Source organism: Rhodococcus sp. IEGM 1318 (assembly GCF_033142465.1).
Classification (GTDB): Bacteria; Actinomycetota; Actinomycetes; order Mycobacteriales; family Mycobacteriaceae; genus Rhodococcus_F; species Rhodococcus_F qingshengii_B.
Genome location: NZ_JAWLSC010000024.1, coordinates 13,332 through 38,959 on the forward strand (window position 1 = coordinate 13,332; position 25,628 = coordinate 38,959).

The following is a 25,628-nucleotide window of genomic DNA, read 5'->3' on the forward strand; positions in this document are numbered from 1 at the left end:
CCGACTTGTCAGCAAGTTAACGCCACGGGTTCGGTCAATCGCGCGTGCGCCGGGTCTTTGCCTCGCGCCGGATCTCGGGGGGCGCAGAGGATGGCCAACGCGACGGCGTACACCACGGCCAGGAACACGCCGCAGGCGACACCAGCACGGTACGGGGTGAATGCGAGAAAGATGGTCGCGAGTGCGAACCCGCCTGCGATGCCGGCCACTCCTGCCCTGATCGTTGTTTCGCGCACTCGGGGGGTTTCTCTCGGAATCATGGACTCGGCCTTTCCATCCGTTGCCTCGGTGTCCGGCCACGTCTGTGACCGAACATCAGCACAGATAGGGCAGTAGCTTTCGTCCCTGGCATGCGTCCACCCTCGTTGCAGGCTGGATTCGGTTTCAGCGCAACCGTTTTCGTTCTCCTCGGTGGTGATTCCACACCCGTTGCAGCTCAGATATGGCGACGTCATCGTCATCGTTGCTCGCCGTCGACGCTCGGCGGACTCACGGGCAGCAGTACCGCGGCGATGCGCGTCTCTTCCCATCGCGATGGCCGGCGGCTGACTTCCGATCTTCCATCGACGAGGTCGCTGAGGGATCGGGCTATCTGATCGTCGGTTTCGTAGCCGTTCCCCCAGATGCTGGCCGGTCCTCGAACACCGCGGTTGTTGTCGATGATTATGTAGATGACGCCCTCGCCTTCGGGGTTTGGCCTGGTGAGGACTACGAATTGGTGGTCCTCGGATACCGCACGGACGGTCCACCACAGGTCTGCCGGTTGAACGAACTGCACGCGGTGCCCGGCCATGAGGGCACATGCCGTGAACGTCGAGGGGGAGGATCGTGTTGCGATGCTCATGATGCGCTCTGCTCTCTGTGGTGGGGGATCGGAGATGGGTGTCAGCAGCTCGTGGTCGGAGCGATGCCGGCGAAGCGGTCGTCGAGGAATTTGAGTGCGCCGGGTAAGCCGATCACCGCCGCAGAGAGGTGGTCGGGTGCGGAGACCACATCGGAAGTGACCGGCACCCCGGCTTCGCAGTACCGCGCCATTGTCGAGTCGATCGCCTCGACCGGGATCAGGACATCGGTTCCGGAATGCCACTCGTACACAGGGGCATTGGGAACCGAAGCAACGTCTTCGACGCTGTTGTCGGCGAACACGGCCTGAATGTCCGCGCTGTCGAGTAGCGCCATCCCGACATCAGGATCCGCGACATCGGCAAGGGATCGGCCGGCGCCGTACAACATGATCTCGTTGGTGCAGGCATTGGCGATCTGATCACGCAGTTCCTGCCCGGCAGCGTTGAGCTGACTCGTGATCGGCATACGGTCTGGGTATTCACGTTCGAGGCCGAGCGCCGCGGCCATTGCCAACCCGAATGCCGGGTGTTTTTGCTGGCCCAGGGCCTTGGCCATCTTGTCGATGTTCATCGGAGCGCCGCCGTAGGCGCTGCCCGCGAGCTCGAGTTCCGGAGCGTAGACCGGGGCGATCGCCGCGGCCATCGCCGTCGCCATTCCGCCGCCGGAGTAGCCGGCCATCCCGACCGGGCTCGCGCCGAGGCCGAGCGCGTCGAATCGTTGCGCGGCGCGGATGCCGTCGAGGGTGATCTGTCCGCCGAGCTTGGCCGCCCCGTAGGCGCTGGACGGGCCGAGATGGTCGGAGATGGACACCGACCATCCCTTCGCGATGGCGACGTTCAGGCCAGGGGCTTCGCGGATCGCCAGCTTCGGGTCGTCGGTGTACATCGCGGTCGACGGCGCACAGCCGAGCCCCAGAGCATTGATGATGTGCTGATACGACAACAACGGCCGACCCGGCGCGGCGCCGCGAGGTGAAAGCACCGTGGTCACCGCAGCAATCGGGCGGCCCTCAGAATTCGTCGACCGGAACTTCAGCTGCACCGCATCGGTGTTGAGAAAGCCTGCCGGCGCCGACACCGGCCGCGCAGCGAGCACGTCACCAGGTCGGTGGTCGGCCAGATCGGCGGGCGAGGCGTAGAAGCTGTCGGTCAACGCGGCCGGGTAGATGATCGGCGACGCACTCGCTGCCGGGGCGACGGCAACGACCGCAGTGGTGCCGGCCGCACAAGCGGCCAGAAGAGCAGCGATAGTTCGGACGTGTGATCGCGGGGCGATGGGGCGCATTCCTCAGCTTTCGTCGAAGTCCAAGCGCAGTGCATCGCTCACGAACGCACGAGCGCGACTGGCCGGGTGAGTCATCGAGCGGCTCGATGACCTGCGCATCGTGTCCGAAATCGGGTGTTGAACTCAACGGGGTGTCCCCTGATCCGAGGGACGAGCGGGTGCCCAGCCCGAAGGCCCGGAGAGGGGCGAGGGGACGTGTCGTCTTCCCAGGTGAAAGGCTATTTATAGACCTCTAGGATCAGTGATCCGGATGATCGAACCCGGCGGATGTGTCCGGCGGTGCGTCGCGTTCTTCCGGTTTCTCCACGATGAGTGGCCTCACCCCAGCCTTGTACCGAAATCCCCACCAACCATTCGGCAGAAGAACCATTCCAGCCTGACCCTCGTCAGGCGGTGGAGTCCAGCCCTCGTCCGGGGCGGGGGTTCGAGTCATATCGACAGTGTCTCAACCTCCCGAAAACAGCCGCGAAGCAGGACAAACCCGCGCACAGTGGACAGATGAGTCCCGCCACGGGAAAGCCAGTGCCGCCGATGCTCGCCACACTCGGCAATCCACCGACGGGGGAGCGCTGGCGTATTAACTGAACTAACGAATCGCATCATTGCAGGTCAGGGTGTGTGCTGATACTTTCCTCAGTATGTGCAGCGAGACGCGCCGGGCTGATCTTGCAGGGCTTGTCGTTCCCGACGTGGGGCGGCTGATTTCGACAGGTTCCGAAGCGGAGCCGTACCGGTTGCTCGATGCGTCAGGTGAGGTAATCGGCACTGCGACAATATTTTTCGAGGAACTTCACGCGTGTGACCGGTCATCGGCGACGATCCGATCGTACGGGCATGACTTGTTGCGGTGGTGGAGATTTCTCGCAGCGGTCGACGTGGGATGGGAGAGAGCCACTCCCGCGGAGGGCCGTGATTTTGCGCGTTGGATGAAGATTGCGGATAAACCCAGGCGTGAACACTGGCGGAGGCGTGGCGAAAAAGTCTCCGGCACAACACCTGTGGGGGGCAACGCGACCAAGAGTGGTCATTGGGTGGTCAACGAGGTCACCGGCAAGCCGCGGCAGGGACAGAAATTCTCCCCGGCCACTCGAGCGCACGCGGAAACGGTGTTGCGGGCGTTCTACGATTTTCAGATGAGCATCGGTGCTGGGCCGGTCGTCAATCCGTTCCCGGTGGATCGCTCGCCCCGTGCTTTTCGGTCGAACGCGCATCACGATCCGCAGGATCCGTTTCGTAACGAGCGGAAGGGCCGATACCGACTCAAAGTTCCGAAACGGATACCGAAGCGCATTCCCGACGATCGTTTCAACGAACTATTCGCGAGGTTGTCCTCTAACCGAGATCGGGCAATGTTGGCCTTTTGGGTCTCGACTGGTGCCCGCGCCGACGAGCTCCTGTCGATGTGCCAGAAGAGTGCGGGCCCGGGCAGCAATTGATCACCGTAACAAGGAAGAGGACCTGGGAGGTCCAACAGTTGTCGGCGTCGCCAGATGCATTCGTGTGGTTACGGATCTATCAACAAGAAGAGGCATGGGGAAAGGATGCCCCTCGCGACGGCAATGAGCCCCTGCGGATGACGTGGCGGCAGCTGTCGTATTCGAAAGCGCGCGCGATCTTCTCATGGGCGCAGTCGATGTTGGGATCCAATTGGACCATTCACGACCTGCGCCACACCGCCGCCTTTCGGATGACGAGCGATCCTGACACGCCGTTGTCCGATGTGCAAGTTATTGACGTCCGGTAGATATGACGAAGCCGCTGGCACCGAAAGGTGCCCAGCGGCTTCACGGTGCATGCCTGCTCAGTACCTACTCACCACACAAATCGTCGCGTTCTACACGGCGTCGCATTATTAGCCACCGTCCGTCGATGGTGGTTAGTTCATCGGTGCATGTACACAAGAACTCGGTGGCTGATGGTCCGTTGGGCGGAGTTCGGACGATCAACGCGTAGCTGTGGACGCGGATGTCTGTGCTTTCAGGATTGACTCTGTGTACCTCGAGGTTGGACAGACAATGCCGGCGTCGGTCGCCGACGTCGTTGAGTGCTTGCGCAGCGGTGTGGGCGCCCTGCGCGATCTGTGAGCGTCCGATTTGGTGGTCCGGGCGTGCGTTGGTGATGAAGATGGCGTCTTCGGTAAAATCGGAGGTCCAATCTGCTACGCGACCTTCGTCCATCGCGCGCATGTGACGCGCGTAGAACAAACTGATGTCGGTGTGAAGTTGGGCCGGTATGTGTCCCGTCATCGAGGCCTCCGAGCCGTGAAAAGTACTACGCTGCCGCGAATTTCGAGAACATGGTCTTCGAAATGTTGACCGAGCGCGGAGTGGAGGGCGTCGACGGTGTCGTTTTGATTGTGGAATGCGCCCATGCGTTGGTACAGCGCGTTGAATGCGTTAGACAGAAATGTCGCCGGTGCTCCACCGGTAACGACAGTGCTTCCGAAGACCACGCCGCCCTGTGAGAGCAGAGGTTTGATGCGCGCAAAGACTCCTTGGCGTCCGGACGGGTGCTCGGGGAGGCAGTGCAATACGTAGTTCAGAGCGATTGAGTCGAAGGGTGCGTTCGGGATGGGAGGAAGGTCGCCGAGGAGGTCGGCTTGCACTGTGGTCGGGTGGTACCGCGATATCCGTTGGCTGACAAAAGTGAGAGGGTCAGGGTTGAGGTCGAGCAAGGTGATCGAAGGATCGGGTATCGGGAAAGTGCAGTGATCGAGGTAGTACCCCGAGCCTGGGCCGATGTCGAGATGTCGTCCGGAAACATTCTTGTCGTAGTGCTCGGTCAGGCGGGTGGGAGGGCAGCGCCACAGTAGGTAATTGGCCGCTTTGACGGTAACCAGGTCGTAGCCATTGAGGCGGTTTGTGTGATAGAAAGCCTGGCCGTGGTCTGTGGTATCTGGTGTGCTCATGTGGACCGCTTTCGGTGTGTGAAGTTCAGTAGATTCCAAGTCCGCCGCAAACATTGATCGCCTGTGCGGTTATCGAGGCGGCGGAAGGGCCCGCGAGATAGGTGACCATGGCAGCGACTTCGTCGGGCGTGCTGTAGCGGCCCAACGGGATTTTGGATTCGAATTCCTTGAGCACCTGGTGTTCGGGCACACCCTGCATTTCGGCATAGGACTCGCGGATGGACACGGCCATCGGAGTCTCAACGTAACCGGGGCAGACGGCGTTGACGGTCACCCCGCTGGGCGCGAGTTCTTTGGCGAGGGCTTTGGTGAAGCCGATGACTCCAGCTTTGGCGGCCGAGTACGGAGTGCCGAAGGGGACGCCCTGCTTACCTCCGGTCGAGGCGATATTGATAATGCGCCCGGTGGTGCTTTGGATGCTCGGTGATTGAGCGAGGACGGACCGTGTTACCCAGAACACGCTGCTGAGGTCGGTGTTGATCACATCGAGCCACAACTCGTCGGTGATCGTTGTGATCGGGCCGCCGCCCCCGCGGCCGGCGTTGTTGACCAGAACCTCGATCGGTCCGTGGTCGGTGACGATTGTGGTGACCAAATCGTGCACTGCGGCGCGGTCGCGGACGTCGTTCACGTACCCGGTGAGCCCGGGTTCCGAGGCGATTGCTCTGTCGAGTTTGGATTCATCTCGGCCTGTAACGACGACATCGAAGCCGGCGTTCTGGAGTTGCAGGGCACACGAGTACCCGATCCCACTTGTTCCACCAGTTACCAGTGCCAATCCACCCATAGTTCCTCCGAACCACATCGACAACCTGTCTTGCCCAGGCTGTGCACCGGGAGTCCAGATCGATTCGAAGTTCGTTCGGGAGGGACCGCGACGACATCTCGACATGATCTGGAGATCCCGGCACCAAAGTGAGGGTGTGAATCGTCGTCGAGTGGTTGTGACAGGGGTGTCGGTACTGGCGCCCGGTTCGATCGATACCGAGGGTTTCTGGTCGATGATTACGGCAGGGCGCACAGCGATCCGCCGCATCAGCGCCTTCGACCCTGCACCCTTCAGGTCCCAGGTGGGTGGTGAGATCGACTTCGATCCGCTCACGATGGGGCTCACCCATCGCGAGTCAAGGCGTCTCGACCGAGCCTCGATGTTGGCAGTTGTATGCGCCCGCAGGGCAATCGAGCAGGCGGGTATCGGCGCCGACATCGATCGACTACGTGTCGGAGTGACGGTAGGCAATGCGGTGGGGTCCGCCACCAGTGTGGAAAACGAGTACGTGGTGCTCTCCGATGACGGCACGGAGTGGTTTGTTGACGAGCGCTACGCTTCCGCACATCTCTTCGATTACTTCACTCCAGGTTCGATCGCGAGGGAAGTCGCCCAGGTCGTCGACGCGGAGGGGCCTGTCAGTGTCATCTCGGCTGGATGTACGTCCGGAATCGATTCGATCGGGCATGCCGCCACTCTTATCGAAGAGGGTTCGGCTGACGTGATGGTGGCAGGGGCCACCGATGCTCCGATCACCCCCATCGCAGTCGCGTGCTTCGACGCGATTCGCGCAACGACACCCGACAATGATGACCCCGCTACTGCAGCCAAACCTTTCGACCGTCGGCGCAGCGGGTTTGCCATCGCTGAAGGTTCGGCCATGTTTGTCCTCGAAGAGTTCGAGCACGCACGGCAACGAGGGGCGCAGATTTTCGGCGAGATCGCTGGTTACTCCTCTACCTGTAACGCTCACCACATGACAGGTTTGACGCCCGAAGGTGAAGAGATGACGGTGGCCATCAACAGAGCGATGGCGTCAGCACAAGCTGTTGCCGGCGACATCGACTACGTAAACGCTCACGGGTCCGGAACCAAACAGAACGATATCCACGAAACTGCTGCGATCAAGCGAAGTCTGGGAACACATGCGTTTCGGGTTCCTGTCAGTTCCATCAAATCGATGGTTGGACATTCACTCGGGGCCATCGGATCGATCGAGATCGCAGCCTGCATCCTGGCTATGCGGGATTCCCTCGTACCCCCCACCGCCAATCTGCACGAACCGGATCCTCTCTGTGATTTGGATTATGTGCCGCTGACGGCACGGGAGGCCGCGCTAAGCACCGTCTTAACCGTTGGGAGTGGCTTCGGAGGTTTCCAGAGTGCGATGGTGTTGCGAAAGGTATCCGCATGAACGGAAATGACTGTGTGATAACCGGTGTGGATGTTCTTGCTCCGACAGGAATGACTGTCGACGAGTACTGGCAACGCACAATTGCCGGACACTCAGGAATTCAAGTGCTGCCCGAATACGACCGCAGGTACGCTGCAGCGTTAGCGGGAATCATCACCGGATTCGATCCGAAGGACCACCTACCCGGCCGTCTGATCAAACAGACCGATCGAGTCACCCAACTTTCCCTCGTTGCTGCCGAGCGTGCAATCGTCGACGCTCAGGTGGATTTGACCCAAAGAGACCCTTTCGACTGCTCGGTGGTCACATCGAACGCAACCGGGGGGTTCGAGTTCTCCCACAAGGAAATGCAACGACTGTGGACGGAAGGGCGCGAAAGCGTCAGTGTCTACCAATGCTTCGCCTGGTTCTATGCGGTGAACACGGGCCAAATATCCATCCGGCACGGGGCCAAAGGGCCCGGGGCTGTTTTGGTGGCCGAGCAAGCTGGAGGACTTGACGCTCTCGGACATGCACGGCGAAATATTAAGGCCGGGCGATGTTCTCTGGCGATTACCGGCGGCATGGAATCGTCATTCGATCCTTGGGGATGGGTCTCACACCAAGGAACCGGAACCCTGGCCACCACTCGCGTTCCCTCACAGGGTTATCTGCCGTTCAGCCAAGGCGCCGACACCTACGTCGCCGGCGAAGGTGGTGCCATGCTGGTCCTGGAAACAGCGGACACTGCACGAGCCGACAACTACGGGCGCATCACCGGGTACGCCTCAGCGTTCAACCCCCGCGATGATCACTCGTACACTCGACCGCTGCATCATGCCATCACCACAGCGTTGGCAGATGCCGGAATCGCTCCGGCAGAAGTAGATGTCGTCTTCGCTGACGCTGGAGGCACTCGCGCCGCCGACGAAGCAGAGGCTGAAGTGCTGGCAACCATCTTCGGTGCCCGAAAGGTTGCCGTGACCGCACCGAAAAGTGGTACCGGCCGTGTAATGGCTGGAGCTGGCCCATTGGACGTCGTGACGGCTTTGCTTGCACTGGGCAGCGGCATCGTTCCTCCCACCCCGAATGTCTCCTCGACGGACCTTCCCATCGATCTCGTATGTGGGCAGGCCCGACATGGCTCCCTCGAGACTGCGTTGGTCGTCGCTCGAGGCGCTGGCGGATTTATCTCCGCAGTAATTGTCCAGAAATGAAAATGGTTCCAACGTCGAAGGGTGGACGAAATAAATGTTGACCGCAACAGAGCTCCGAAAGGCCATGATTGCCAGCGCCGGCGAGGACGAATCAATCACTCTCGGTGAAGGTTTCGAAACAACCGACTTCGTTGAACTCGGGTTCGACTCCCTTGCGTTGATGGAGACCTGCTCCCAACTCAAGCGCACACACGGCGTGGTCATTCCGGACGAGACCTTGTGGGATTTCGTGACCCCGGAAGAACTGTTGCGATGGGTCAACGACAACATCTCGCGATGACATCGAGTGCGGTTCCCGCGGGCTCAGTCCCGTCGCGGCGAAATGTTTTCCTGTTTCCAGGACAGGGATCTCAACATCCCCGTATGGCGGCTGACCTGTACGGAGTCGACGAAGTATTCACCAGCATAATGAACGAGGCGTTCGAGATTCTCGACGATCCAGCTCTGCGCAAAGTGTGGTTGCAACCCAACCCAGGACCGTTGTTTCATGACATCACCCGCGCCCAACCACTTCTGTTGTCAGTGAATTACGCCATCGCGCGGACCCTGATCAGCGCAGGGGTCCGCCCGGACGCAGTGCTCGGCCACAGCGTTGGTGAGATCGCGGCTGCAGTCGTAGCAGATGTGTTCGACTTCGCCGACGCGTTGATGATGTTGTCCGGATTCGTTCGCCGGTACCAGCACGCACCAGCAGGCGGAATGCTTGCAGTGGCAGGATCGGCTGAGCAAGTACGAGAGCAACTCGACGGGATAGCCGATGTGGTTGTGGGTGTAGTCAACGGCCCACGCCAGGTCTTGGTTTGCGGAAGCCGACATGGCCTGCGCGAGGTCAAGCGCCGCCTTCTCCGGGACGCCGTGACATGTGCCGATGTCCATGCCCTGCAACCGTTCCACAGTCCTCTGATGAATCGTTTGCCGCCTGCAGCGGAGTACTTCCCGATGCGAGAGTCGCTTCGAAATCGCCTGCGCGCGCCTCGCAACCAGATGTACTCGGGCTACCTCGGTGGACCACTGACAGAGGAGCAAGCAACTGAACCAGATTTCTGGTTCGGACAACCAGCCCGCCAGGTGCTCTTTGGCCCCGCGCTACGCGCACTTCTCGCCGACGGCCCGTGCACACTGATCGAATGCGGACCCGGCCAGTCACTGACCGCGTTGGCGCGACGCACCCAAGCAGTCGCATCCGGTGAAAGCGACTGCATAGCAGTGATTCCCGCACGCAGGGTGAAAGACGGTGACAACGCATCGTTGGCAGCGGCGTTGAAAGAACTGCGTAACCGAGCAACGACCGGCACGTCGAAAGGACTCAAGGATGCCTAGCTCCAACGGCCTTAAAGCCCTGGTTTCAGGAATGAACGGACCGGTGATCACTCCCGCAGATCGCGGTTACGAGCGTGCGCGGAAGGTGTGGAATGGAATGATCGATCGCCACCCGTTGGCGATTGCTCAGGCCACATCCGTTGAAGACGTGCAAACAGCGATTGCATGGGCGCAGTCCGAAGAGATACCTGTTGCAGTCCGATGTGGTGGACACTCGATGGCCGGCCACTCCACTGTCGACGGCGGACTCGTCATCGACCTCCGGCGAATGTCAGCGGTAACCGTCGACCCAGATACTCAAACCGCCACAGCTCAAGGAGGCTGTCTATTGGGCGCCTTCGACACCGCAACGCAAGCACACATGCTCGCAACACCCGCAGGTGTGGTTTCGCACACCGGTCTGGGAGGGCTCGTGCTCGGCGGGGGCTTCGGATGGTTGAGTCGCATGTACGGTTTATCGATCGATAACCTCAACTCGGCGCAGGTAGTGCTGGCGTCCGGAGAGGTCGTAACTGCTAGCGCGAGCGACCATCCCGACCTGTTTTGGGGTCTGCGGGGCGGCGGAGGGAACTTCGGAGTCGTCACCGAGTTCGACTTCGCCCTACACCGAGTGGGGCCCATCCGATTCTTCTGTGGGTACTTCTCACTCAAGGACGCGAAGCAGGTTCTGACCACGTGGCGCGACTACATGCCCACCGCGCCAGACGAACTTACTTGGGTGTTCTACCTCCGGCTTGCACCCCCGTTACCGGAACTGCCGAAAGAACTGTGGGGCACTCCCATGCTGTGCGCTATGGCCTGCTGGATCGGCAATCCAGTCGACGGTGAAGCGGCAATCGAGGACATCGTCGCCACCGCTCCCTGCTTCGGGGTCACCAAAGCAACCATGCCGTACCGCGGAGTGCAGGCCTACGCTTTCCCCGGTGCTGTAGTACCGGAACGCATCTGTACCAAGAGCGGATACGCAGCAACTTTGCCCGACGAACTGATCGACAAGGCCGTGCACTACGGCGCACAGATCACATCACCGTTCTCACAACTCGAACTGCTGTATCTCGGCGCAGCAGTGGGGCGGGTGCCCACCGACGCCACGGCTTACCACAACCGAGATCTGCCCTACGTCTTGAGTTTCGCCTCCGCATGGAATGACCCCGCGAAGGACGACACCAACATTGCCTGGGCGCGCAACGGCTACTCGGATATCCAGTCGTTCCTCTCCGGTGGCTACGTGAATTTCATGAACCCCGAGGAGAACGGTCGCACCGCAGATTCCTACGGCACGGCGAAGTACCACCGTCTACGACAGATCAAGCGAATCTACGACCCGGAGAATTTCTTTCGTCTCAATCCCAACATCATCCCGGCGCCCACCGAACATACAGACTCCGTGCTTTCATTCCGCTGACCCCAACAGTCAGGGATCGGACCGGTGGAGAACACAGTCCACAATTCCGTTGAGTCCGTACATCGTTCACTGTAGTCCCGCCATACCATCTCTGCCCTCGATGAAAGGCGACCCGACAATGGCACTGACCATAGAACTGTCCAAACGAGTCACGATCGACCAAGTCGCTGACGCAGCCCGCAATCACCATCGCGTCGATCTCGACGACAGTGCATGGAAGCGCGTAGCTGCCTCACGAGAACTTCTCGACAGGTTCGTCTCGGACGGACGGATCATATACGGCGTCACTACCAGCGTCGGCGGGTTCGCAGACCGCTTCGTTCCGGCCGCTGACGCCCAACAGCTCCAAGAGAACCTCATCCAAGCAGTCGCGACCAACGTTGGCGCCTACCTCGACGAGCAGACGACTCGCGCCATCATGATCAGCAGAGTTGTCTCGCTCTCACTGGGCAATTCAGCCATTCAACCCGACAATCTCCGCACCTATCTGGACATACTGAACGCAGGGATCGTTCCTTGCATCCCGGAGAAGGGATCGCTGGGGACCAGCGGAGATCTCGGGCCTTTGGCGTATGTCGCGATGGTCAGCATCGGAAAGTGGAAGGCGTATCTCGACGGTCGAATTGTCGACGGAGCAGAAGCTCTGCACCTCGCAGGGATCGAGCCCGTGAAACTCAGCTACAAAGAAGGTTTGGCCATGATCAATGGCACCTCTGGGATGGTCGGCATCGCGTTGTTGACATACCAAAGGGCCCGAGAGCTCGTCGATATCTATCACGTGGTGTCCGCTCTGTCGATCGAAGGTTTGGCAGGAATTGTCGATCCGTTCCGCCCCGAGGTTCACACCGTCAAACCCCATCGGGGACAGGCATCCTCGGCTGAACGTATCTACCGTGGTCTTGGAGATTCCGGCCTCGCCCGCTCAGAACGAGACATCGAGGCACTGTTGACTGCTCGCCGTGAGGGACGATCTGTTCCTCACCCCGGGAGTGAGAAGATGGCGATCGAAGATGCCTACTCCATACGATGCACGCCGCAGATCCTAGGGCCGGTCCTCGACAGTCTCGATTGGATCGGTACAACCATCGAGAATGAACTGAACTCCACCAGTGACAACCCGATTGTCCTTCCCGATGTTGAGCAGGCATTTCACAACGGGCACTTCCACGGCCAGTACATCGCCATGTCCATGGACCATCTGGGGATAGCGCTGACGACAGTGACAAATCTCGCGAACCGGCGCGTAGACCGATTCCTGGATCAATCCAACAGCAACGGGCTACCTGCATTCTTGTGTCAAGAGAATCCGGGGTTACGTCTGGGATTGATGGGTGGGCAATTCATGACCGCGTCGGTGACAGCGGAAAACCGCGCGCTGACGGTGCCGATGTCCATCCAATCACTTACGACCACAGCAGATTTCCAAGACATCGTCTCCTTCGGGTTCGTGGCCGCACGTCGCGCCAGGGAGATCCTGCGCAATGCAACGTACGTCGTAGCATTCGAATTGTTGTGTGCCTGCCAGGCAGTGGACATCCGGGGCGTCGACGGAATGAGCTCGTGGACGCGACCCCTCTACGACCGAGTGCGCGAAATCGTGCCCTATCTCGACCACGATGTCACCCTCACCGACCATTTGGAGAAGATCGCAGACTTCTTGCTCAGTGACGAGGTCGGAGCGTTCATCACGCTGCCCGCCGGCGGCGTTGATGGTTGATCGGCAACAAGTCCTGAACTTGATCGAGCGGTGGCGCCGGGCCGAACTGAGCGGCGACACTGACGTACTCAGTGACCTCTTCGGCGAAGATTTCGTCGGAGTAGGCCCCATGGGATGGGTGCGAACCAGAGATCAATGGATCGAGAAGCATCGATCGGGCGCGGTCAAACTGACGCGCTTCGAACTCAAGGATCTGCAGGTCGTCGCCCTGGGGTCTGCTGCTGCAATCGTCATTGCACACCAAGAACAGATCGGGAGAAATGGAACCGCCGTGGCTACGGGAGCGTTCCGCTTCTCCGTGTCCGTAGCCGATGCTCGGATTCATTCGATCCACGTCACCCGAATTATCGCCCCGCAGTAGTTGTTCCACGCAACGCAAAGCGCCTGATCTTCCCGGCAGGTGTTCTAGGAAGCGCATCGACCAACTCGAAGTAGTGCGGTATATGGTCGGCAGGTAGTTCGTGAGCACACCAGATGCGGAGTTCGGAAATCACCGAATTGCGGCTCTCGCGCGGGACTGGTTGCCGGGGCACCACGAAGGCTTTGATCCGGTTGAGGCCGCCTGTATTCGCGCTGACCACGGCATTGTCGATGATGTCTGGATGCGCAGCCAGACATGACTCGATGGTGTTCGCGGAGATCCACAACCCGCCGATCTTCATCATGTCGTCGACCCTGCCCAGATACCAGTAACGTCCGTCGCGGACATCGAAGCAGTCGCCCGTGCGAAACCACGAGCCGCAGAACGCTGCCCGGGTAGCTTGTTGGTTACGCCAGTATCGGTCGAAGGCGCTGGGTCCGCGCACCCACATCTCCAAGGGTGCGTGTTCTTCGTCTGGATCGTCGGTGCAAGGACGTAGTTGCACTTCGTATCCGGGGACTGGGACGCCTGCAGATCCCACCACAGTATCGCCGGGACGGTTACTACAGTAGATGTGCAGCATTTCTGTCGAGCCGACTCCGTCCAGAATCTCGATGCCGGTGATCTCACACCACCGCTCCCAAACCGTGGGCGCTAGAGGCTCCGCTGCGGACACACATCGCCGGAGCGACGCGATGCTCGCGCGGTCGTCGACGTGGCGGGAGACCGCGTTGTAGAGGGACGGAACAGAAAACAGCACTGTTACGTCGAACGATTTTATGGTGTGGAGGATGCTCCCCGGCCCGGGTTTTCCTCGAAGGTGTACGACGGATGCACCGTGCCACAGAGGAAACAGAAGCCCACCCCCTAACCCGTAGGCATGGAACAGCTTCGCGGTTGAAAAACACACGTCGTGAGGCTGAAGGTCGAGGAGCTGGCTGGCATAGTTGATACAGGACCCGGCAATACCGCGATGTAGATGAACGACGGCCTTGGGATGGCCGGTGGATCCGGAGCTGTACAGCCAGAACGCGGCATCTTCGCCGTGAACAGCTACGGGTTGGCTGTGAGGAAGGACGTTCGTGGGGAGCGAGACCAGTTCGGCGCCGGTGATTACTTCACAGGCGAATTCGTTGTCGGAGGAATCGTGTTCAGTCACGAGGAACCGGGCGTCACTGTGCTCGATCGCGTAGCCAGTCAGTGCCGCCCGGGGGTTGAGAAGTACGGGTACGGCTCCAATCCGAATCGCGCCGAGGAAGCCTGCTACCAGCTCGATCGAGTCGTCGAGTTCGAACACCACCCGTTCTTGCGGGCGAAGCCCGAGAGCGCACAAACGCCAGGCCGCGGCCTCGATAAGCGTCAGTAGCTCGGAGTAGGTTACGGGCGCGTCTTCGGCCCAGATGGCGGGAGTGTGGCCATCCCCGCGCTGGACAACTCGATCGACAATGGTGCACAGCGTTGTCGTTTCGTCTGGCGTCGAGTCCATGTCTCTAGTAGCGATGATTGTCGTCGAGACATCATCGAGCTTTCATCGAACGTCGACTTGAACGACTACTGTGGCCGGGCGGATCGGGAAGCGATGAGACGGGCTCTGTGGAAGGTCTGCGGAAAAGTCGATCCAAGTGGTAGTTGATGACCTCGACAGCGCGTTCCGCAGAACGCTGGCCGATCAGGATGCTTGTGCCGAGACCGTTGACCAGGGTCACCAATCTCTCGGCCTCGATCGTGACGTCACTGTCCGATACGAGCTCGTTGTTGTCTGCCGCTCGTTGGAGCGCGTCAACGAGTTGGTGTTCGAGTTTGTCTATGCCACTGACGAATGGTTGTTCAGCGATTTGTGCATTGGTCATCGCCAGGACGGCGTAGGACATACCCAGGAGGTGAAACATGCGGCTGGGTTCGTCGGTCGGCAGTGCTTCGCACAGGAAGGCCTCGATTATCGCGCGGGGGGGTGGGGGGTCTCCGAGTCCGATCAGACGCTGTGCCCACCGGTCGTGGCTGCGTTGCTCGAGGTGTTGGAGGGCGCCGATCAGTAGTTGTTCTTTGCTGGTGAAGTAGTACTGGACCAGTCGCAGCGACACTCCGGCCTCAGCCGCCACCGATCGCATCGTGACCGCGTGCAATCCGTCCTTGTTGGCGACACGAACGAGCGCCTCGGCGATCTCTGCCCGTCGTGCGGTGTGGTCAGGTGTGCGCGGCACAGTGGCCTCCTCCTGCGGGGTATGACTATCTATGATACAACCGTAGATGGTACAGATGTATCTACTCGGGTGGGCAAGGGTGGATTCTTTCAAAGTCGGGGGACACCAGGATGAATCGCCATCTCGGGCGGGACGCGTTTAGCGCTTGCTGCCGTGTCCCTGGTTTTAGTACGTAGTCCGAGCGAATTGATGACGTCATTTTCCGGTCAGAGTCGATCGGGAGTCGGATGAGTGCTGGAGGCACATGTGAAGGTTCTCGATGGAGGTCTGACCGCAGAGCCTGCGGGACTTGCCGTGCGTTTGTTGGGCCCGGTCCGGTTGGGTATGGGCGCGGAGGAAGTGTCGTTGTCCCCCAAAGTCCGCCAAGTGCTCGCAGTGCTGGCCCTGCGGTCGGGGACGGTGATCACGCAGGACTCGTTGGTCGCCGAACTGTGGGCAGAAGAGCCGCCCCGCAGTGCCACGACCACGATGCAAACTTACGTTTATCAACTCCGGCAAGCCGTGGAAGCCCTCGATGGCTCTTGTGTCGCGGGGGAAGTCGTCAGGACGGAATCGCCAGGATACCTGCTGTCGGACATTGCTATTGATGTTGATGTAGTGCGTTTTCGAGTGCTGGTGAACAATGCGAAAGCACATCTGAGGACTTCTGCGGAGGACGCTCTCTCCTTTGGGCGTCACGCGCTGAACATCGTGCGCGGAGCACCCATGGCGGACGTGAGGCAAGGGCAGCTACTCAGAGGGAGTGCAGTGCGACTTGGTGAGGAGATCATGGCAACTCACGAACTGGTCATCGAGGCGCAACTCATGTTGCGCCGTTACAGTGAAGTCATCGTCGAGTTGTACGAGCAATGCGCCAGAAACCCTCTGAGGGAAGGGTTTTACTATCAACTCATGACCGCTCTGGCGAAAACAGGTCGTCGTAGTGAGGCGCTGGACGTGTATGCCCAGCTGACCCGGATACTGCGGGACGAACTCGGTATCGACCCGTCACAGTCGTTCCGGCGATTGCACATGCAAATACTCGAAGGTGCGGACGAACACGCACCGTATGACTCTCAACTGGCCTGAACGGGTCTGAAGTCAACTGACCGGCGGGAGAGGTTCTGTCGTCGGGCGCGACAAAACGCTAAGCGGTTCGGACCTCGTGTACGCGGGGTGGTCGTCGATCTAGCCCGGCCAGCGATGGCTGTTCGGTTTCAGGAAGGGCAGCATGATGTTTGGTCACCCGGCGAACGCAGGTGGAAGCGTCAACATCAATCCGGCCCTTGCCGTGTCGGGAAACAGCAGCAACTTCGGTGGCAGAGTGGCAGTGCGCTATTGCGGCGGTGACTTGACCCACCACGAACTCGAGGACCGGTCGGCGAGGTTGGCCGCCGTCCTCATCGAGCGTGGGGTTGGTGAAGGGGATCGGGTCGCCTATCTCGGTCTGAACAGCCCAGCGCTGCTGATTACGATGTTGGCCAGTTTTCGTATAGGTGCGTTGTTCGTCCCGATCAACTTCCGCCTGGCGGGTTCGGAGCTGGAGGGCGTGTTCGAAAACAGTGGCGCCGGCACCCTGGTTTGCGAGGCAGGACACCGCATGTCGGCTGACGCGGTGCGCGAACGCACTGACTTGAAAATCTTGCTGCTCATCGACACCGATTCCCCGGTAGCCTCCGACGCGCCCGTTCCTGGTTGGCTGCGCTGGTCGCGCGCGTTGGCCGAAGCTTCCCCCAGCGCCGGCGTCTACCATGCGAGGTTCGATGACCCCGCCATTTTGATGTATACCTCCGGCACTACAGGATTCCCCAAAGGCGTTGTGCTGACATACGGCAACCTGTGGTGGAACTCGGTCAATGTCGACTCCCGGATCGACACTCGACGACAAGACGTCACCTATGCAACGGCCCCCTATTTCATATCGGGGCGCTGAACAGCTTCGTCTTGCGAACACTCGTGCGCGGGGGCACAGTCGTACTACGCAGGAAATTCGATGCCGAGCAATTCCGTGACGATCTTGTCGATTACCAGATCAACTCGGTGTTTGCCGTTCCGTCCATGCTGGCGGCGCTCAGCCGGGTGCCGGATATATTTAGCGTGGATCTCTCGGCGCTGCACACGATTGTCGTTGCAGCTGCGCCTGTGGCTCCATCTCTGATTCACTTGTACGCCGCTCACGGCATATACTTACAGCAGGCGTGGGGGTTGACCGAGACCGCACCATTCGCCACTCATCTACCGATCGAGCTGACCCGATTGAAGGCAGGATCTGCCGGTTTGGCAATGCCGCATACACAAGTGCGTGTAGTTGATCGTGTCACCGACGAGCCGGTCGCCGCGGGCGTTCCCGGCGAAGTGGTAGTTCGAGGTCCCAATGTCACCCCCGGATACTGGCGGAACCCGGAAGCGACCGCGGAGGCTTTCGATAACGAGGGCTGGTTTCATTCCGGAGAGATCGGATACCTCGACGCCGATGGCTATCTTTATATCGTTGATCGGCTCAAAGACCTGATAATCAGCGGGGGAGAGAATATTTACCCCGCCGAAGTGGAGCGCATCCTGGCCGGGATGCCCGGCGTCGCCGACGTTGCAGTCGTCGGGGTACCGGATGCCGTGTGGGGAGAAACCGTCGCCGCAGTCGTCTCGGTTGCCCCGGGAGCCCAACTAACTCTGCGTGAGGTAAGAGATTATGCCTCAGTGAATCTGGCTCGGTACAAACTCCCGGCGCAACTGTATTTCGTGGACAGTGTGCCGCGGAATCCGTCGGGAAAGATCTTGAAGGCCGAAATCCGCAACTCGTTAAGAATCTGACTAGATGGCAGGTGCCATCGCTCGCGAGTTTGGTCCGAGGAGCACCGAGCTCGCAGTGGCCCAGGATCGCGGTTCGTTGCCGTGTATAGCGAGGACCCTGCAACTCGTCCGCATCGGGTCCCAGCCGTAATCATCTGGTTGAAGAACTTGGTCGCAGGCGCTCGCCGCATCACCTAATCGCTTGCCGTCGACCGCCCAACCTCATATGGTACATATGTATTAGATACAAATGTACCACGTTGAGGAGTTGACCCATGTCTCGTGGTGTGACCACCGAACCTCCGCAGTTAATCCAACGCCGCTCGAACGGGCTGGCGTTGGCGGTGATGTGCGCCGCGCAGTTCATGGTTGTTCTCGATATCTCGGTAGTGAATGTTGCGCTGCCCTCCATCCGAGACAGCCTTGGATTCGACGCCAGCGGACTGGCATGGGTAGTGAATGCCTACGCATTGACCTTTGCGGGCTTCCTGCTGCTCGGTGGCCGTCTGGCGGATCTTCTCGGGCGCCGACGGGTCTTTTTGATCGGCTTGGCAGTGTTTTCCGGAGCAAGCCTCGCCGGTGGCCTCGTAAATTCGGCGTCTCTTCTCGTCGTGGCCAGGGCGGTTCAAGGCTTGGGTGCTGCAATCCTCGCTCCAGCGACGCTGACTATTCTGACCGCCACATTCCCCGAAGGCCCCCGCCGCACTCGTGCACTGGCCACCTGGACAGCGGTGGGCATCGCAGGCGGCACAGCAGGAAATTTGGTGGGAGGTATCCTCACAGAATATCTGACATGGCGGTCGACGCTGCTGATCAATGTGCCGATCGGGATGGCTGCAGTGCTGCTGACTGTTCGCTATATTGCCGCTGATCGTCCCTCTGGGCCGCGTCCACGACTGGACTTCGCTGGAGCAGTCTTGGCGACAGCAGGTCTCGGATCCTTGGCTTACGGTATCGCCCAGGCTGCAGATGATGGTTGGTCGGCAAACTCGACCATCTCTGGCATTGCGATTGGCGTATCGCTCCTGATCGCTTTCGTCGTCGTCGAAAAATGGGTGACATCGTCACCTCTGATACCGCTGCATATCTTTCGGAACAGGGCAGTCTCCATCGGCAATGTGATCATGCTGCTGGCTGGAGCATGCCTGAACCCGATGTGGTACTTCCTGACTCTGTCCATGCAGAATGTTCTCGGCTACAGCCCCGTACAAACAGGTCTGGCCTTTCTGCCTCATACCATTGTCGCGATAGCTATCGGGGTGGGGCTGACTCCCTGGATGATGGGCAGAATTGACGGCCGCTTTCTCATTGCATCCGGATCGATCGTGGCTGCTGCAGGATTCTGGTTACAAGCCCAACTCGATACCGACAGCGGTTATGTGCAGGGAATCCTTCTGCCCGCCATCATCTTCAGCGTCGGGAGTGGAATACTGAACACTCCCATCACTGCTGCTGTCACCTCAGGAATCCCCGCCGCCGACGCGGGTGCTGCCTCAGGGCTGATGAATACCACCAAACAGATCGGCGGCGCGCTCGGGCTCTCCGTCCTGGTCACTTATGCAGCTACGAGCAGTCTCGACAAGGACGACCTTCTGGCCTCGTATAACGGTGCGTTCTACGCCATTGCGGCAATCATGATCGTGACGGCGTTCGCTGCGTTGGCCTTACCGCCGCAACGGGATCGGCCCGAATAGGGCTCATGGGAATGAGCAAGAAAGACACCCGGGGGCCGTTGTTCGACCTGTGCCGCGGGCTGTCGAGTCTGATGAGAACCGGATGAGAAGAGACATTTATGACTGAACGCAAGCCGCCGCAGTTGCCGTTCGAATCATGGGTGGAACAGCAAATTAGGAAAGCGCAAGAGAGGGGTCATTTTGACGACCTCTCTGGATCCGGAAAGCCCATCCCTGCCGATTCGGCACTAGATGGTCCAAATTGGTGGATCCGTAAGAAAATGGCAGCCGAAGGCCTCCGCTACCCGAGCATGGTTGACGATCTGAAACAACGTGTCACCGACATGTCCCGCCGGGCGCTACAAGCCCGGTCTGACTTGGAAGCCCGAAAAATCGTTCAGGAGATCAACAAAGAGATCCGAGCGTACCGCGTCAACCCGCAGCCAGGGGTGCATCTGACAATTAAGCTTGTTGACATCGACGAGATACTCGCTTCGCGGCGTGCAGGCGGTTCGCTGCGCTGAAAGATGCCCCCGGAGGTGGAGAAGAAAGTCCGGTGTTTTCGTCAGTGGCGGATCGAATTCTCATCCAGGTCAAACGCCGGCTCGAATGGAAGGAAGCAGTAGACCGACCTCACGGCGTGTTCTGGAATAGTTCTGGGAAACAAAGCCAACGCGAGCGAAGAAATCACTGCCTTTCAACTACTGGCCCGCAGCATCCCCGAACGTCGTCCGGCACGAACTGATTCCCAGTGGCGGGACACGAACCAGCAATCGGTTGGGCTAACCGGTTGCCAAACAACTCAGCTCCATCTGGTGAGAGTAGGCGATGCGGAACCGAGAGGGCTATGGATTCATCTCTCTCGGGCACTGATTTTCGCCAGCAGTCGAGCAATCTTGATCGGCGCCTTCACGCAGTTTCTTAACAAAACCTCCATCGTGCACTCTACTCTCTTGTGAGGGTAGAGTGCCGCTGTGTTTGTGCGCTGCCGAGCGCGGTGGTGGTGTGCACAGGTAGATCCGATTCGTAGGCGTTTGCAGCCTTGAAAATTACGTATTGATTCCGCGCTCGGACGTGTGCGGAGTCGGATGGAGCAATGTGATGGCCCAGAACACGGGCGGTACGGTCCCCGCGGTACGAGAAGCGGGGGAAGCGAGCACATCTGTACGCGCGGCCTTGCGCTCGCCGCAACGACTCAAGACCGAAGTCCTCGCCGGATTGGTCGTCGCGCTCGCGTTGATCCCTGAGGCGATTTCTTTTTCCATCATCGCCGGGGTCGATCCGCGGATCGGGCTGTTCGCCTCGTTCACGATGGCGGTCACCATCTCGATCGTCGGAGGTCGCCCGGCGATGATCTCTGCCGCGACAGGTGCGATAGCCCTGGTCATTGCGCCGGTTGCACGTGAATACGGGATGGACTACTTCATCGCCACCGTCATCCTGGCAGGCATTTTCCAAGTGGTGCTCAGTGTTCTCGGTGTCGCCAAGTTGATGCGTTTCATTCCTCGCAGTGTGATGGTCGGTTTCGTCAACGCGCTCGCGATTCTGATCTTCACCTCGCAGCTGCCACACCTTCTCGGTGTTCCCGCCTTGGTGTATCCGATGGTCGGAATCGGGTTGCTGGTGATGATTTTCCTACCCCGGTTGACCTCCGTGGTGCCGGCGCCATTGGTAGCGATCGTGCTCCTGACTGTGGCGACGGTGGTGTTCGCGTTGAACGTCCCCGACGTCGGGGACGAGGGCGAACTGCCCTCGAGCCTGCCGTCGCTGTTCTTCCCCGACGTGCCCTGGAATCTCGAGACGCTGACGATCATCGCTCCGTATGCGCTGGCGATGGCGCTGGTGGGTCTGCTCGAATCGTTGATGACGGCGAAGTTGGTCGACGACATCACCGACACGCACTCGAACAAGACCCGCGAAGGCTGGGGGCAGGGTGTGGCGAATCTGGTCACCGGTTTCTTCGGCGGCATGGGCGGTTGCGCGATGATCGGGCAGACGATGATCAACGTGAAGGTCTCCGGTGCTCGCACCCGCATCTCGACGTTCCTGGCCGGGGTGTTCTTGTTGATCCTCGTTGTCGGGCTCGGTGACGTCGTCGCCTTGATTCCGATGGGCGCTCTGGTTGCGGTGATGATCATGGTCTCGGTCGGAACCATGGATTGGCACAGTATCGATCCGCGCACTCTGAGGCTGATGCCCAAGAGTGAGACGCTGGTGATGGTGGTGACGGTCGCTGCGACGGTGGGTACTCACAATCTGGCGATCGGTGTGATCTTGGGTGTGTTGACGGCAATGGTGATGTTCGCCCGCCGCGTCGCACACCTGACGAACGTGGAAAAAGTTGCCGAAGCGGACACCAACCAGGACGGCCTGGTCGATACTCGCGTCTACCGGGTCACCGGTGAGCTGTTCTTCGCCTCGAGCAACGATTTGGTCTACCAGTTCGACTACGTCGACGATCCGGCGAACGTGATCATCGACCTCACCGGTGCCGACATCTGGGACGCCTCGACCGTCGCCACTCTCGATGCCATCCAGCACAAGTACGAAGCGAAGGGGAAACACGTCGAGATCATCGGCCTCGACGGCGCCAGCCTCGAGCGTTTGGATCGGCTCTCAGGCAAGCTCGGCGGCGGCCACTGACGCCAGCTTATCCTCACCCGAAGGGGCCGTTTCTTCACCTGCTCACGCGGGGGAAGGGACGGCCTCTTCCGCATCCTGATCGGATGAGGATGCGGGGGCTGCACCAGAGCTGGTGCGGTCACGGCTCGCGGCGGCACGCACTGCGCACACGAAGAGAACGAGCGCAGTCAGGAGCTGAGCATTTCCGATTACCTGCTGCAGTACTTCGTCAGCCCATCCGCCGGGAAACGTCCACCTCAGGACGAAATAGGGGCCGATCGTGAAAACTGCGACGGCAACGGCGATGAGTGGCCTCCACGATCGGTACTGCGGCGCCGCCCCGAGGGGTATCAGCACGATGACGTACACCCAGTGGTGAGTGACAGCGATCGGTGCCGCGAGCAGCGATGCCAGCGCGACGACGCCGAGTGCGAGGACAGATTCTCCGCTGCGGGTGAAGCGGTGCCCCGCATAGGCTGCGGCGGGGATGATCACGGTGACGATCAGCAACCAAATCGCGTCCTTGAACACCCCGTCGGCCCCGAGCCGGGCCAACAGTCCGGTGACGGCTTGGTTGCGGAAGAATTCGTGCGCACCGCCGCGATCACTGCGGAAGAACTCCGTCGCCCAGAACCATGCCGATTCTTTGGGGAGAAACACGAAACCGATGCCGACGGTGACCAAGAACGCGCCGAGGGCGCGGGCGATCGACGGTAAGTCTCGCCGCACAAGCAGGACGAGCACGAAGGCAGCAGGAGTGATCTTGATCGCCGCGGCAATTCCGATGCCGATTCCCCTGAATCTGCGAGGCAGGGCGCCGCAACAATCGGCGACGACCAACGCCATCAACACGATGTTGACCTGACCGAACCCGAGATTCGAGCGCACCGGCTCGAGGACCAGCGCCACACCCGCTAGTGCCACTGCCACGAGAGAAGGCCGCGGTATCGACAGTTGGCGCAGTACGACTTTCAAGATCCACCACACCAACTCGATATTGATCGATGTCCATATCGCCTGCAGGACAAGCGATCACTCCACATCATCGGGTGAAGATGAACAGAACCATCAAATGCCCGCTTACGGCGATACCCGAGTTCGCCGCTACCACCGCCATTGAAAAAGCGATACACACGGCCAGGCGAAGGACCCCAGGGGGTGATGTCAGGGATGGCACAGGTAACGGACGAGTTCCGCAGATTTCGGCGATCAACTCCAGGGCGCAAATCTACTTGAACCGTGCAGGGTTTGATGCCGCATCCGTTTTGTGAAGGATGCAGATCATGCCCAAGCATTACCCACCCGAGCAGCGTGAGCGAGCCGTCAGAATGGTCCTCGACCACCTCGACGAATATGGTCCGTCTACTCCGCATGTCAGGTGATAGGCCCGAAACTCGGTATCGGTGCCGAATCGCTGCGGAACTTCGGCCAAGCAGGCCCAGATTGATGCCAACCAAGTCCCCGGTGCTACTTCTGTGGAACTACAACGCATCAAAGATCTCGAGCGTGAGAACCGAGACCTCAAGGAAGCCAACGAAATTCTGAAGTCGTCATCGATTTTCTTCCGAGGGAACTCGACCCTCGCCGCCGCTGATAGTCCAGTTCATCGACGACATGCGTGCACAGAATTTCAGGGACGAGTCGATCTGCCGAGTGCTCACCGCCAGGGAGAATGCGGATGCTCGCTAGAGTGGTCACCGAGCGCGGGCGGAACACGCGTCCCGTGATTTAAGGCGTGTAGACGGACGTGGAGGTGCACCGGTGAGTGGCGACGACGGAATACATATGCAGATCGGGCAGGTCGCGCACCGCACCGAGTTGTCCATCCGCACCGTGCGTCACTACGACGACGTCGGACTGGTCGTCCCCTCGGAGAGAAGTGTCGGCGGTTTCCGTCTCTACACCGAAGCCGATGTCGAACGCCTGCTGGTCATTCGGCGTATGAAACCGCTCGGATTCACGCTCACCGAAATGAAAGGGCTGCTCGATGCGCTCGACGTCCTCAACGACGACTTGGCTACCGAGGAACAGCGCTCCGAGGCGGAAGCCTTCATCAATGAATGCCACGGCAAGGCCGCCGAGAGTTGCACCACGCTGCGCCGTCAGTTGGCGTACGCCGAGGAGTTGACCGACCTGCTCGCAGCACGGAGCACGACCTCGGATTCTTCATCGCCGGATTCTTCATGACTCGAGCGCATCAAACGCGCATCTATGAAGCGGACTTCCGTCAGGTGGACTGAGGCTCTGCCGGGTGACCCCTGTTGGTTGAACTGGCCTTGTGCGCTTGATGTTGGGTTATCCGGCAAAGCTGGCCTATGGTGACGGTCGCTCGCATCGAGTTTGCTCGACCCGTGGGGAGCTCCCGAACCTCGCTTCGCGAAGTTGGACGTCCGAGAAGCGCTGACGTCGATCGGCGCCGCTCAGGTGGTCCTGTGGGAGTCGCGGCACGAGCGACGTGTGCCAGTGGCTAGCCATACTGTTGTAGGTTGTAGTGAAATCTGCTGTGCCGGTGGGTGATACGGATATGTTTGGTGCGTTGAACGGTAGGTTGACTGCGGATCTCGCGGTGGTACGGGAAATGATGCGTGAGTTCGCGGGAGCGAGAAACGGCAAGGTGTCATCGAACTCGTCGACGCGTAGGGTCATTAGCCTACAGATCAGCCTGCTCGCATCGTCAACTGTCGTGAACATTGCCGTATCCAGTATTGCGTGAAACCTCTCCACCTTTCTTTTCTGAGGTCATGTCCGACTCCTTTTCCTTGGGTGGGCGGCGCGAGGTGCGCCGCGCGAAATGCTTGCGTCGGGCGGCACCGCGGCTCGGATGCGTCCACGTCACCGACCCGCCAGGTACGCCGCATCACGGTGGTTGCCAATCTGATGCGGTGGGCTGAGGAATATCGAATCGGTGGGTTGCGAGATGGTCGATGTTGAGGAGCATTGGGCCTGTAAGGCGATTTGAGCCCTGGTGAGGGTCTCGGCGTACCGCCCACGCGACGTTGTTCAAGGGCACTTGAATGGCGCCTATTTCAGACGATCTATGTGGTGGCTCCAACGATGTGTGGAATCGCATCGAAACTTGATGCTCTCGTCCGACTCGTTTCCGCTTTTCATGCAGTTGTTCCGATCTCTCCTTCTCGGTGTTC

The 25,628-nt window shown here is 59.9% G+C and carries 24 protein-coding genes and 2 pseudogenes; 16 read left to right on the top strand and 10 right to left on the bottom strand.

The window, feature by feature from the left end; genetic code table 11:
• Nucleotides 1-8: 8 nt before the first annotated feature.
• The 4 genes from R4P65_RS31225 to R4P65_RS31240 all read right to left on the bottom strand — a co-directional run bounded on the left by R4P65_RS31225 (nt 9) and on the right by R4P65_RS31240 (nt 2,563).
• Complete coding sequence (locus tag R4P65_RS31225) at nt 9-236, bottom strand: hypothetical protein (RefSeq protein WP_317829418.1); 228 nt, start codon at nt 234-236, stop codon at nt 9-11.
• A 221-nt stretch (nt 237-457) separates the two neighbouring features.
• Nucleotides 458-844 (bottom strand): hypothetical protein, encoded by a 387-nt coding sequence (locus tag R4P65_RS31230; RefSeq protein ID WP_317829419.1) that lies wholly within the window; start codon nt 842-844, stop codon nt 458-460.
• Between the two features lie 41 nt (nt 845-885).
• Nucleotides 886-2,130, bottom strand: coding sequence for a lipase family protein (locus R4P65_RS31235; RefSeq protein ID WP_317829420.1), 1,245 nt, complete (start codon nt 2,128-2,130; stop codon nt 886-888).
• Between the two features lie 238 nt (nt 2,131-2,368).
• Nucleotides 2,369-2,563 (bottom strand): hypothetical protein, encoded by a 195-nt coding sequence (locus R4P65_RS31240; protein ID WP_037121556.1) that lies wholly within the window; start codon nt 2,561-2,563, stop codon nt 2,369-2,371.
• Between the two features lie 205 nt (nt 2,564-2,768).
• Between R4P65_RS31240 and R4P65_RS31245 the strand changes: the two are divergent.
• Together R4P65_RS31245 and R4P65_RS31250 are read left to right on the top strand one after the other, a co-directional pair.
• Nucleotides 2,769-3,059 (top strand): annotated as a pseudogene (locus tag R4P65_RS31245) (site-specific integrase); the annotation flags it as partial.
• A 204-nt stretch (nt 3,060-3,263) separates the two neighbouring features.
• Entirely contained in the window at nt 3,264-3,566 is a 303-nt protein-coding gene (locus R4P65_RS31250) for a hypothetical protein (RefSeq protein WP_317829440.1), read from the top strand.
• 372 nt (nt 3,567-3,938) lie between these two features.
• On the opposite strand, the gene R4P65_RS31255 is transcribed toward R4P65_RS31250, so the two are convergent.
• From R4P65_RS31255 to R4P65_RS31265, 3 genes are read right to left on the bottom strand one after another with little or no spacing between them, the layout of a single operon-like run.
• Nucleotides 3,939-4,376: a nuclear transport factor 2 family protein gene (locus R4P65_RS31255; RefSeq protein ID WP_317829421.1), complete on the bottom strand. Its 438-nt coding sequence runs from the start codon at nt 4,374-4,376 to the stop codon at nt 3,939-3,941.
• Nucleotides 4,373-5,038: a class I SAM-dependent methyltransferase gene (locus R4P65_RS31260; RefSeq protein ID WP_317829422.1), complete on the bottom strand. Its 666-nt coding sequence runs from the start codon at nt 5,036-5,038 to the stop codon at nt 4,373-4,375. The genes R4P65_RS31255 and R4P65_RS31260 overlap by 4 nt, the downstream gene beginning before the upstream one ends.
• A 25-nt stretch (nt 5,039-5,063) precedes the next feature.
• The gene (locus tag R4P65_RS31265) at nt 5,064-5,825 is read right to left on the bottom strand and encodes an SDR family NAD(P)-dependent oxidoreductase (protein WP_317829423.1); all 762 of its coding nucleotides are present in this window, start codon (nt 5,823-5,825) and stop codon (nt 5,064-5,066) included.
• 136 nt (nt 5,826-5,961) lie between these two features.
• Between R4P65_RS31265 and R4P65_RS31270 the strand changes: the two genes are divergently transcribed.
• From R4P65_RS31270 to R4P65_RS31300, 7 genes are all read left to right on the top strand, one after another.
• Nucleotides 5,962-7,221 (top strand): beta-ketoacyl-[acyl-carrier-protein] synthase family protein, encoded by a 1,260-nt coding sequence (locus R4P65_RS31270; RefSeq protein WP_317829424.1) that lies wholly within the window; start codon nt 5,962-5,964, stop codon nt 7,219-7,221.
• Nucleotides 7,218-8,417 (top strand): beta-ketoacyl synthase N-terminal-like domain-containing protein, encoded by a 1,200-nt coding sequence (locus R4P65_RS31275; RefSeq protein WP_317829425.1) that lies wholly within the window; start codon nt 7,218-7,220, stop codon nt 8,415-8,417. Before R4P65_RS31270 ends, R4P65_RS31275 begins: the two co-directional genes overlap by 4 nt.
• Before the next feature lie 34 nt (nt 8,418-8,451).
• On the top strand, nt 8,452-8,697 hold the full coding sequence (locus R4P65_RS31280) for an acyl carrier protein (protein WP_317829426.1): 246 nt from the start codon (nt 8,452-8,454) through the stop codon (nt 8,695-8,697).
• Nucleotides 8,694-9,737 (top strand): acyltransferase domain-containing protein, encoded by a 1,044-nt coding sequence (locus tag R4P65_RS31285; protein ID WP_317829427.1) that lies wholly within the window; start codon nt 8,694-8,696, stop codon nt 9,735-9,737. The genes R4P65_RS31280 and R4P65_RS31285 overlap by 4 nt, the downstream gene beginning before the upstream one ends.
• Nucleotides 9,730-11,142 (top strand): FAD-binding oxidoreductase, encoded by a 1,413-nt coding sequence (locus tag R4P65_RS31290; protein ID WP_317829428.1) that lies wholly within the window; start codon nt 9,730-9,732, stop codon nt 11,140-11,142. The genes R4P65_RS31285 and R4P65_RS31290 overlap by 8 nt, the downstream gene beginning before the upstream one ends.
• A gap of 118 nt (nt 11,143-11,260) precedes the next feature.
• The gene (locus tag R4P65_RS31295; RefSeq protein WP_317829429.1) at nt 11,261-12,859 is read left to right on the top strand and encodes a phenylalanine aminomutase (D-beta-phenylalanine forming); all 1,599 of its coding nucleotides are present in this window, start codon (nt 11,261-11,263) and stop codon (nt 12,857-12,859) included.
• Nucleotides 12,852-13,220 (top strand): nuclear transport factor 2 family protein, encoded by a 369-nt coding sequence (locus R4P65_RS31300; RefSeq protein WP_317829430.1) that lies wholly within the window; start codon nt 12,852-12,854, stop codon nt 13,218-13,220. The genes R4P65_RS31295 and R4P65_RS31300 overlap by 8 nt, the downstream gene beginning before the upstream one ends.
• On the opposite strand, the gene R4P65_RS31305 is transcribed toward R4P65_RS31300, so the two are convergent.
• Nucleotides 13,204-14,706, bottom strand: coding sequence for an AMP-binding protein (locus tag R4P65_RS31305; RefSeq protein WP_317829431.1), 1,503 nt, complete (start codon nt 14,704-14,706; stop codon nt 13,204-13,206). The genes R4P65_RS31300 and R4P65_RS31305 overlap by 17 nt on opposite strands.
• Nucleotides 14,707-14,737: 31 nt before the next feature.
• The gene (locus tag R4P65_RS31310) at nt 14,738-15,421 is read right to left on the bottom strand and encodes a TetR/AcrR family transcriptional regulator (protein ID WP_317829432.1); all 684 of its coding nucleotides are present in this window, start codon (nt 15,419-15,421) and stop codon (nt 14,738-14,740) included.
• A 324-nt stretch (nt 15,422-15,745) separates the two neighbouring features.
• Between R4P65_RS31310 and R4P65_RS31315 the strand changes: the two genes are divergently transcribed.
• The 6 genes and pseudogenes from R4P65_RS31315 to R4P65_RS31340 all read left to right on the top strand — a co-directional run bounded on the left by R4P65_RS31315 (nt 15,746) and on the right by R4P65_RS31340 (nt 22,506).
• Nucleotides 15,746-16,489 (top strand): AfsR/SARP family transcriptional regulator, encoded by a 744-nt coding sequence (locus R4P65_RS31315; protein ID WP_317829433.1) that lies wholly within the window; start codon nt 15,746-15,748, stop codon nt 16,487-16,489.
• A gap of 145 nt (nt 16,490-16,634) precedes the next feature.
• Nucleotides 16,635-17,734 (top strand): annotated as a pseudogene (locus R4P65_RS31320) (AMP-binding protein); the annotation flags it as partial.
• 234 nt (nt 17,735-17,968) lie between these two features.
• Entirely contained in the window at nt 17,969-18,211 is a 243-nt protein-coding gene (locus R4P65_RS31325) for an AMP-binding enzyme (RefSeq protein WP_317829438.1), read from the top strand.
• A gap of 254 nt (nt 18,212-18,465) precedes the next feature.
• Nucleotides 18,466-19,884: an MFS transporter gene (locus R4P65_RS31330; RefSeq protein ID WP_317829434.1), complete on the top strand. Its 1,419-nt coding sequence runs from the start codon at nt 18,466-18,468 to the stop codon at nt 19,882-19,884.
• 98 nt (nt 19,885-19,982) lie between these two features.
• Nucleotides 19,983-20,387, top strand: coding sequence for a DUF1992 domain-containing protein (locus tag R4P65_RS31335; RefSeq protein ID WP_317829435.1), 405 nt, complete (start codon nt 19,983-19,985; stop codon nt 20,385-20,387).
• A 577-nt stretch (nt 20,388-20,964) separates the two neighbouring features.
• Nucleotides 20,965-22,506, top strand: a complete 1,542-nt coding sequence (locus tag R4P65_RS31340; protein ID WP_317829436.1) for a SulP family inorganic anion transporter — start codon at nt 20,965-20,967, stop codon at nt 22,504-22,506.
• Nucleotides 22,507-22,548: 42 nt separating this feature from the next.
• Here R4P65_RS31340 and R4P65_RS31345 read toward each other — a convergent pair whose 3' ends face one another.
• Nucleotides 22,549-23,472 carry a glycosyltransferase family 87 protein gene (locus R4P65_RS31345; protein ID WP_317829437.1) on the bottom strand — a complete coding sequence of 308 codons (924 nt, stop codon included), beginning with the start codon at nt 23,470-23,472 and terminating at the stop codon, nt 22,549-22,551.
• Nucleotides 23,473-24,270: 798 nt separating this feature from the next.
• On the opposite strand from R4P65_RS31345, the gene R4P65_RS31350 reads away from it, so the two are divergent.
• Nucleotides 24,271-24,672 (top strand): MerR family transcriptional regulator, encoded by a 402-nt coding sequence (locus tag R4P65_RS31350; protein WP_317829439.1) that lies wholly within the window; start codon nt 24,271-24,273, stop codon nt 24,670-24,672.
• The last annotated feature ends 956 nt before the right edge of the window (nt 24,673-25,628 follow it).

Bases quoted from the DNA above. Each gene is read 5' to 3' on its own strand.
- R4P65_RS31230 (WP_317829419.1), bottom strand. From the start codon at position 844: ATGAGCATCGCAACACGATCCTCCCCCTCGACGTTCACGGCATGTGCC.
- R4P65_RS31235 (WP_317829420.1), bottom strand. From the start codon at position 2,130: ATGCGCCCCATCGCCCCGCGATCACACGTCCGAACTATCGCTGCTCTT.
- R4P65_RS31240 (WP_037121556.1), bottom strand. From the start codon at position 2,563: ATGACTCGAACCCCCGCCCCGGACGAGGGCTGGACTCCACCGCCTGAC.
- R4P65_RS31250 (WP_317829440.1), top strand. From the start codon at position 3,264: ATGAGCATCGGTGCTGGGCCGGTCGTCAATCCGTTCCCGGTGGATCGC.
- R4P65_RS31255 (WP_317829421.1), bottom strand. From the start codon at position 4,376: ATGACGGGACACATACCGGCCCAACTTCACACCGACATCAGTTTGTTC.
- R4P65_RS31260 (WP_317829422.1), bottom strand. From the start codon at position 5,038: ATGAGCACACCAGATACCACAGACCACGGCCAGGCTTTCTATCACACA.
- R4P65_RS31265 (WP_317829423.1), bottom strand. From the start codon at position 5,825: ATGGGTGGATTGGCACTGGTAACTGGTGGAACAAGTGGGATCGGGTAC.
- R4P65_RS31275 (WP_317829425.1), top strand. From the start codon at position 7,218: ATGAACGGAAATGACTGTGTGATAACCGGTGTGGATGTTCTTGCTCCG.
- R4P65_RS31280 (WP_317829426.1), top strand. From the start codon at position 8,452: ATGTTGACCGCAACAGAGCTCCGAAAGGCCATGATTGCCAGCGCCGGC.
- R4P65_RS31285 (WP_317829427.1), top strand. From the start codon at position 8,694: ATGACATCGAGTGCGGTTCCCGCGGGCTCAGTCCCGTCGCGGCGAAAT.
- R4P65_RS31290 (WP_317829428.1), top strand. From the start codon at position 9,730: ATGCCTAGCTCCAACGGCCTTAAAGCCCTGGTTTCAGGAATGAACGGA.
- R4P65_RS31295 (WP_317829429.1), top strand. From the start codon at position 11,261: ATGGCACTGACCATAGAACTGTCCAAACGAGTCACGATCGACCAAGTC.
- R4P65_RS31300 (WP_317829430.1), top strand. From the start codon at position 12,852: ATGGTTGATCGGCAACAAGTCCTGAACTTGATCGAGCGGTGGCGCCGG.
- R4P65_RS31305 (WP_317829431.1), bottom strand. From the start codon at position 14,706: ATGGACTCGACGCCAGACGAAACGACAACGCTGTGCACCATTGTCGAT.
- R4P65_RS31315 (WP_317829433.1), top strand. From the start codon at position 15,746: ATGGGCGCGGAGGAAGTGTCGTTGTCCCCCAAAGTCCGCCAAGTGCTC.
- R4P65_RS31325 (WP_317829438.1), top strand. From the start codon at position 17,969: ATGCCCGGCGTCGCCGACGTTGCAGTCGTCGGGGTACCGGATGCCGTG.
- R4P65_RS31330 (WP_317829434.1), top strand. From the start codon at position 18,466: ATGTCTCGTGGTGTGACCACCGAACCTCCGCAGTTAATCCAACGCCGC.
- R4P65_RS31335 (WP_317829435.1), top strand. From the start codon at position 19,983: ATGACTGAACGCAAGCCGCCGCAGTTGCCGTTCGAATCATGGGTGGAA.
- R4P65_RS31340 (WP_317829436.1), top strand. From the start codon at position 20,965: ATGGCCCAGAACACGGGCGGTACGGTCCCCGCGGTACGAGAAGCGGGG.
- R4P65_RS31350 (WP_317829439.1), top strand. From the start codon at position 24,271: ATGCAGATCGGGCAGGTCGCGCACCGCACCGAGTTGTCCATCCGCACC.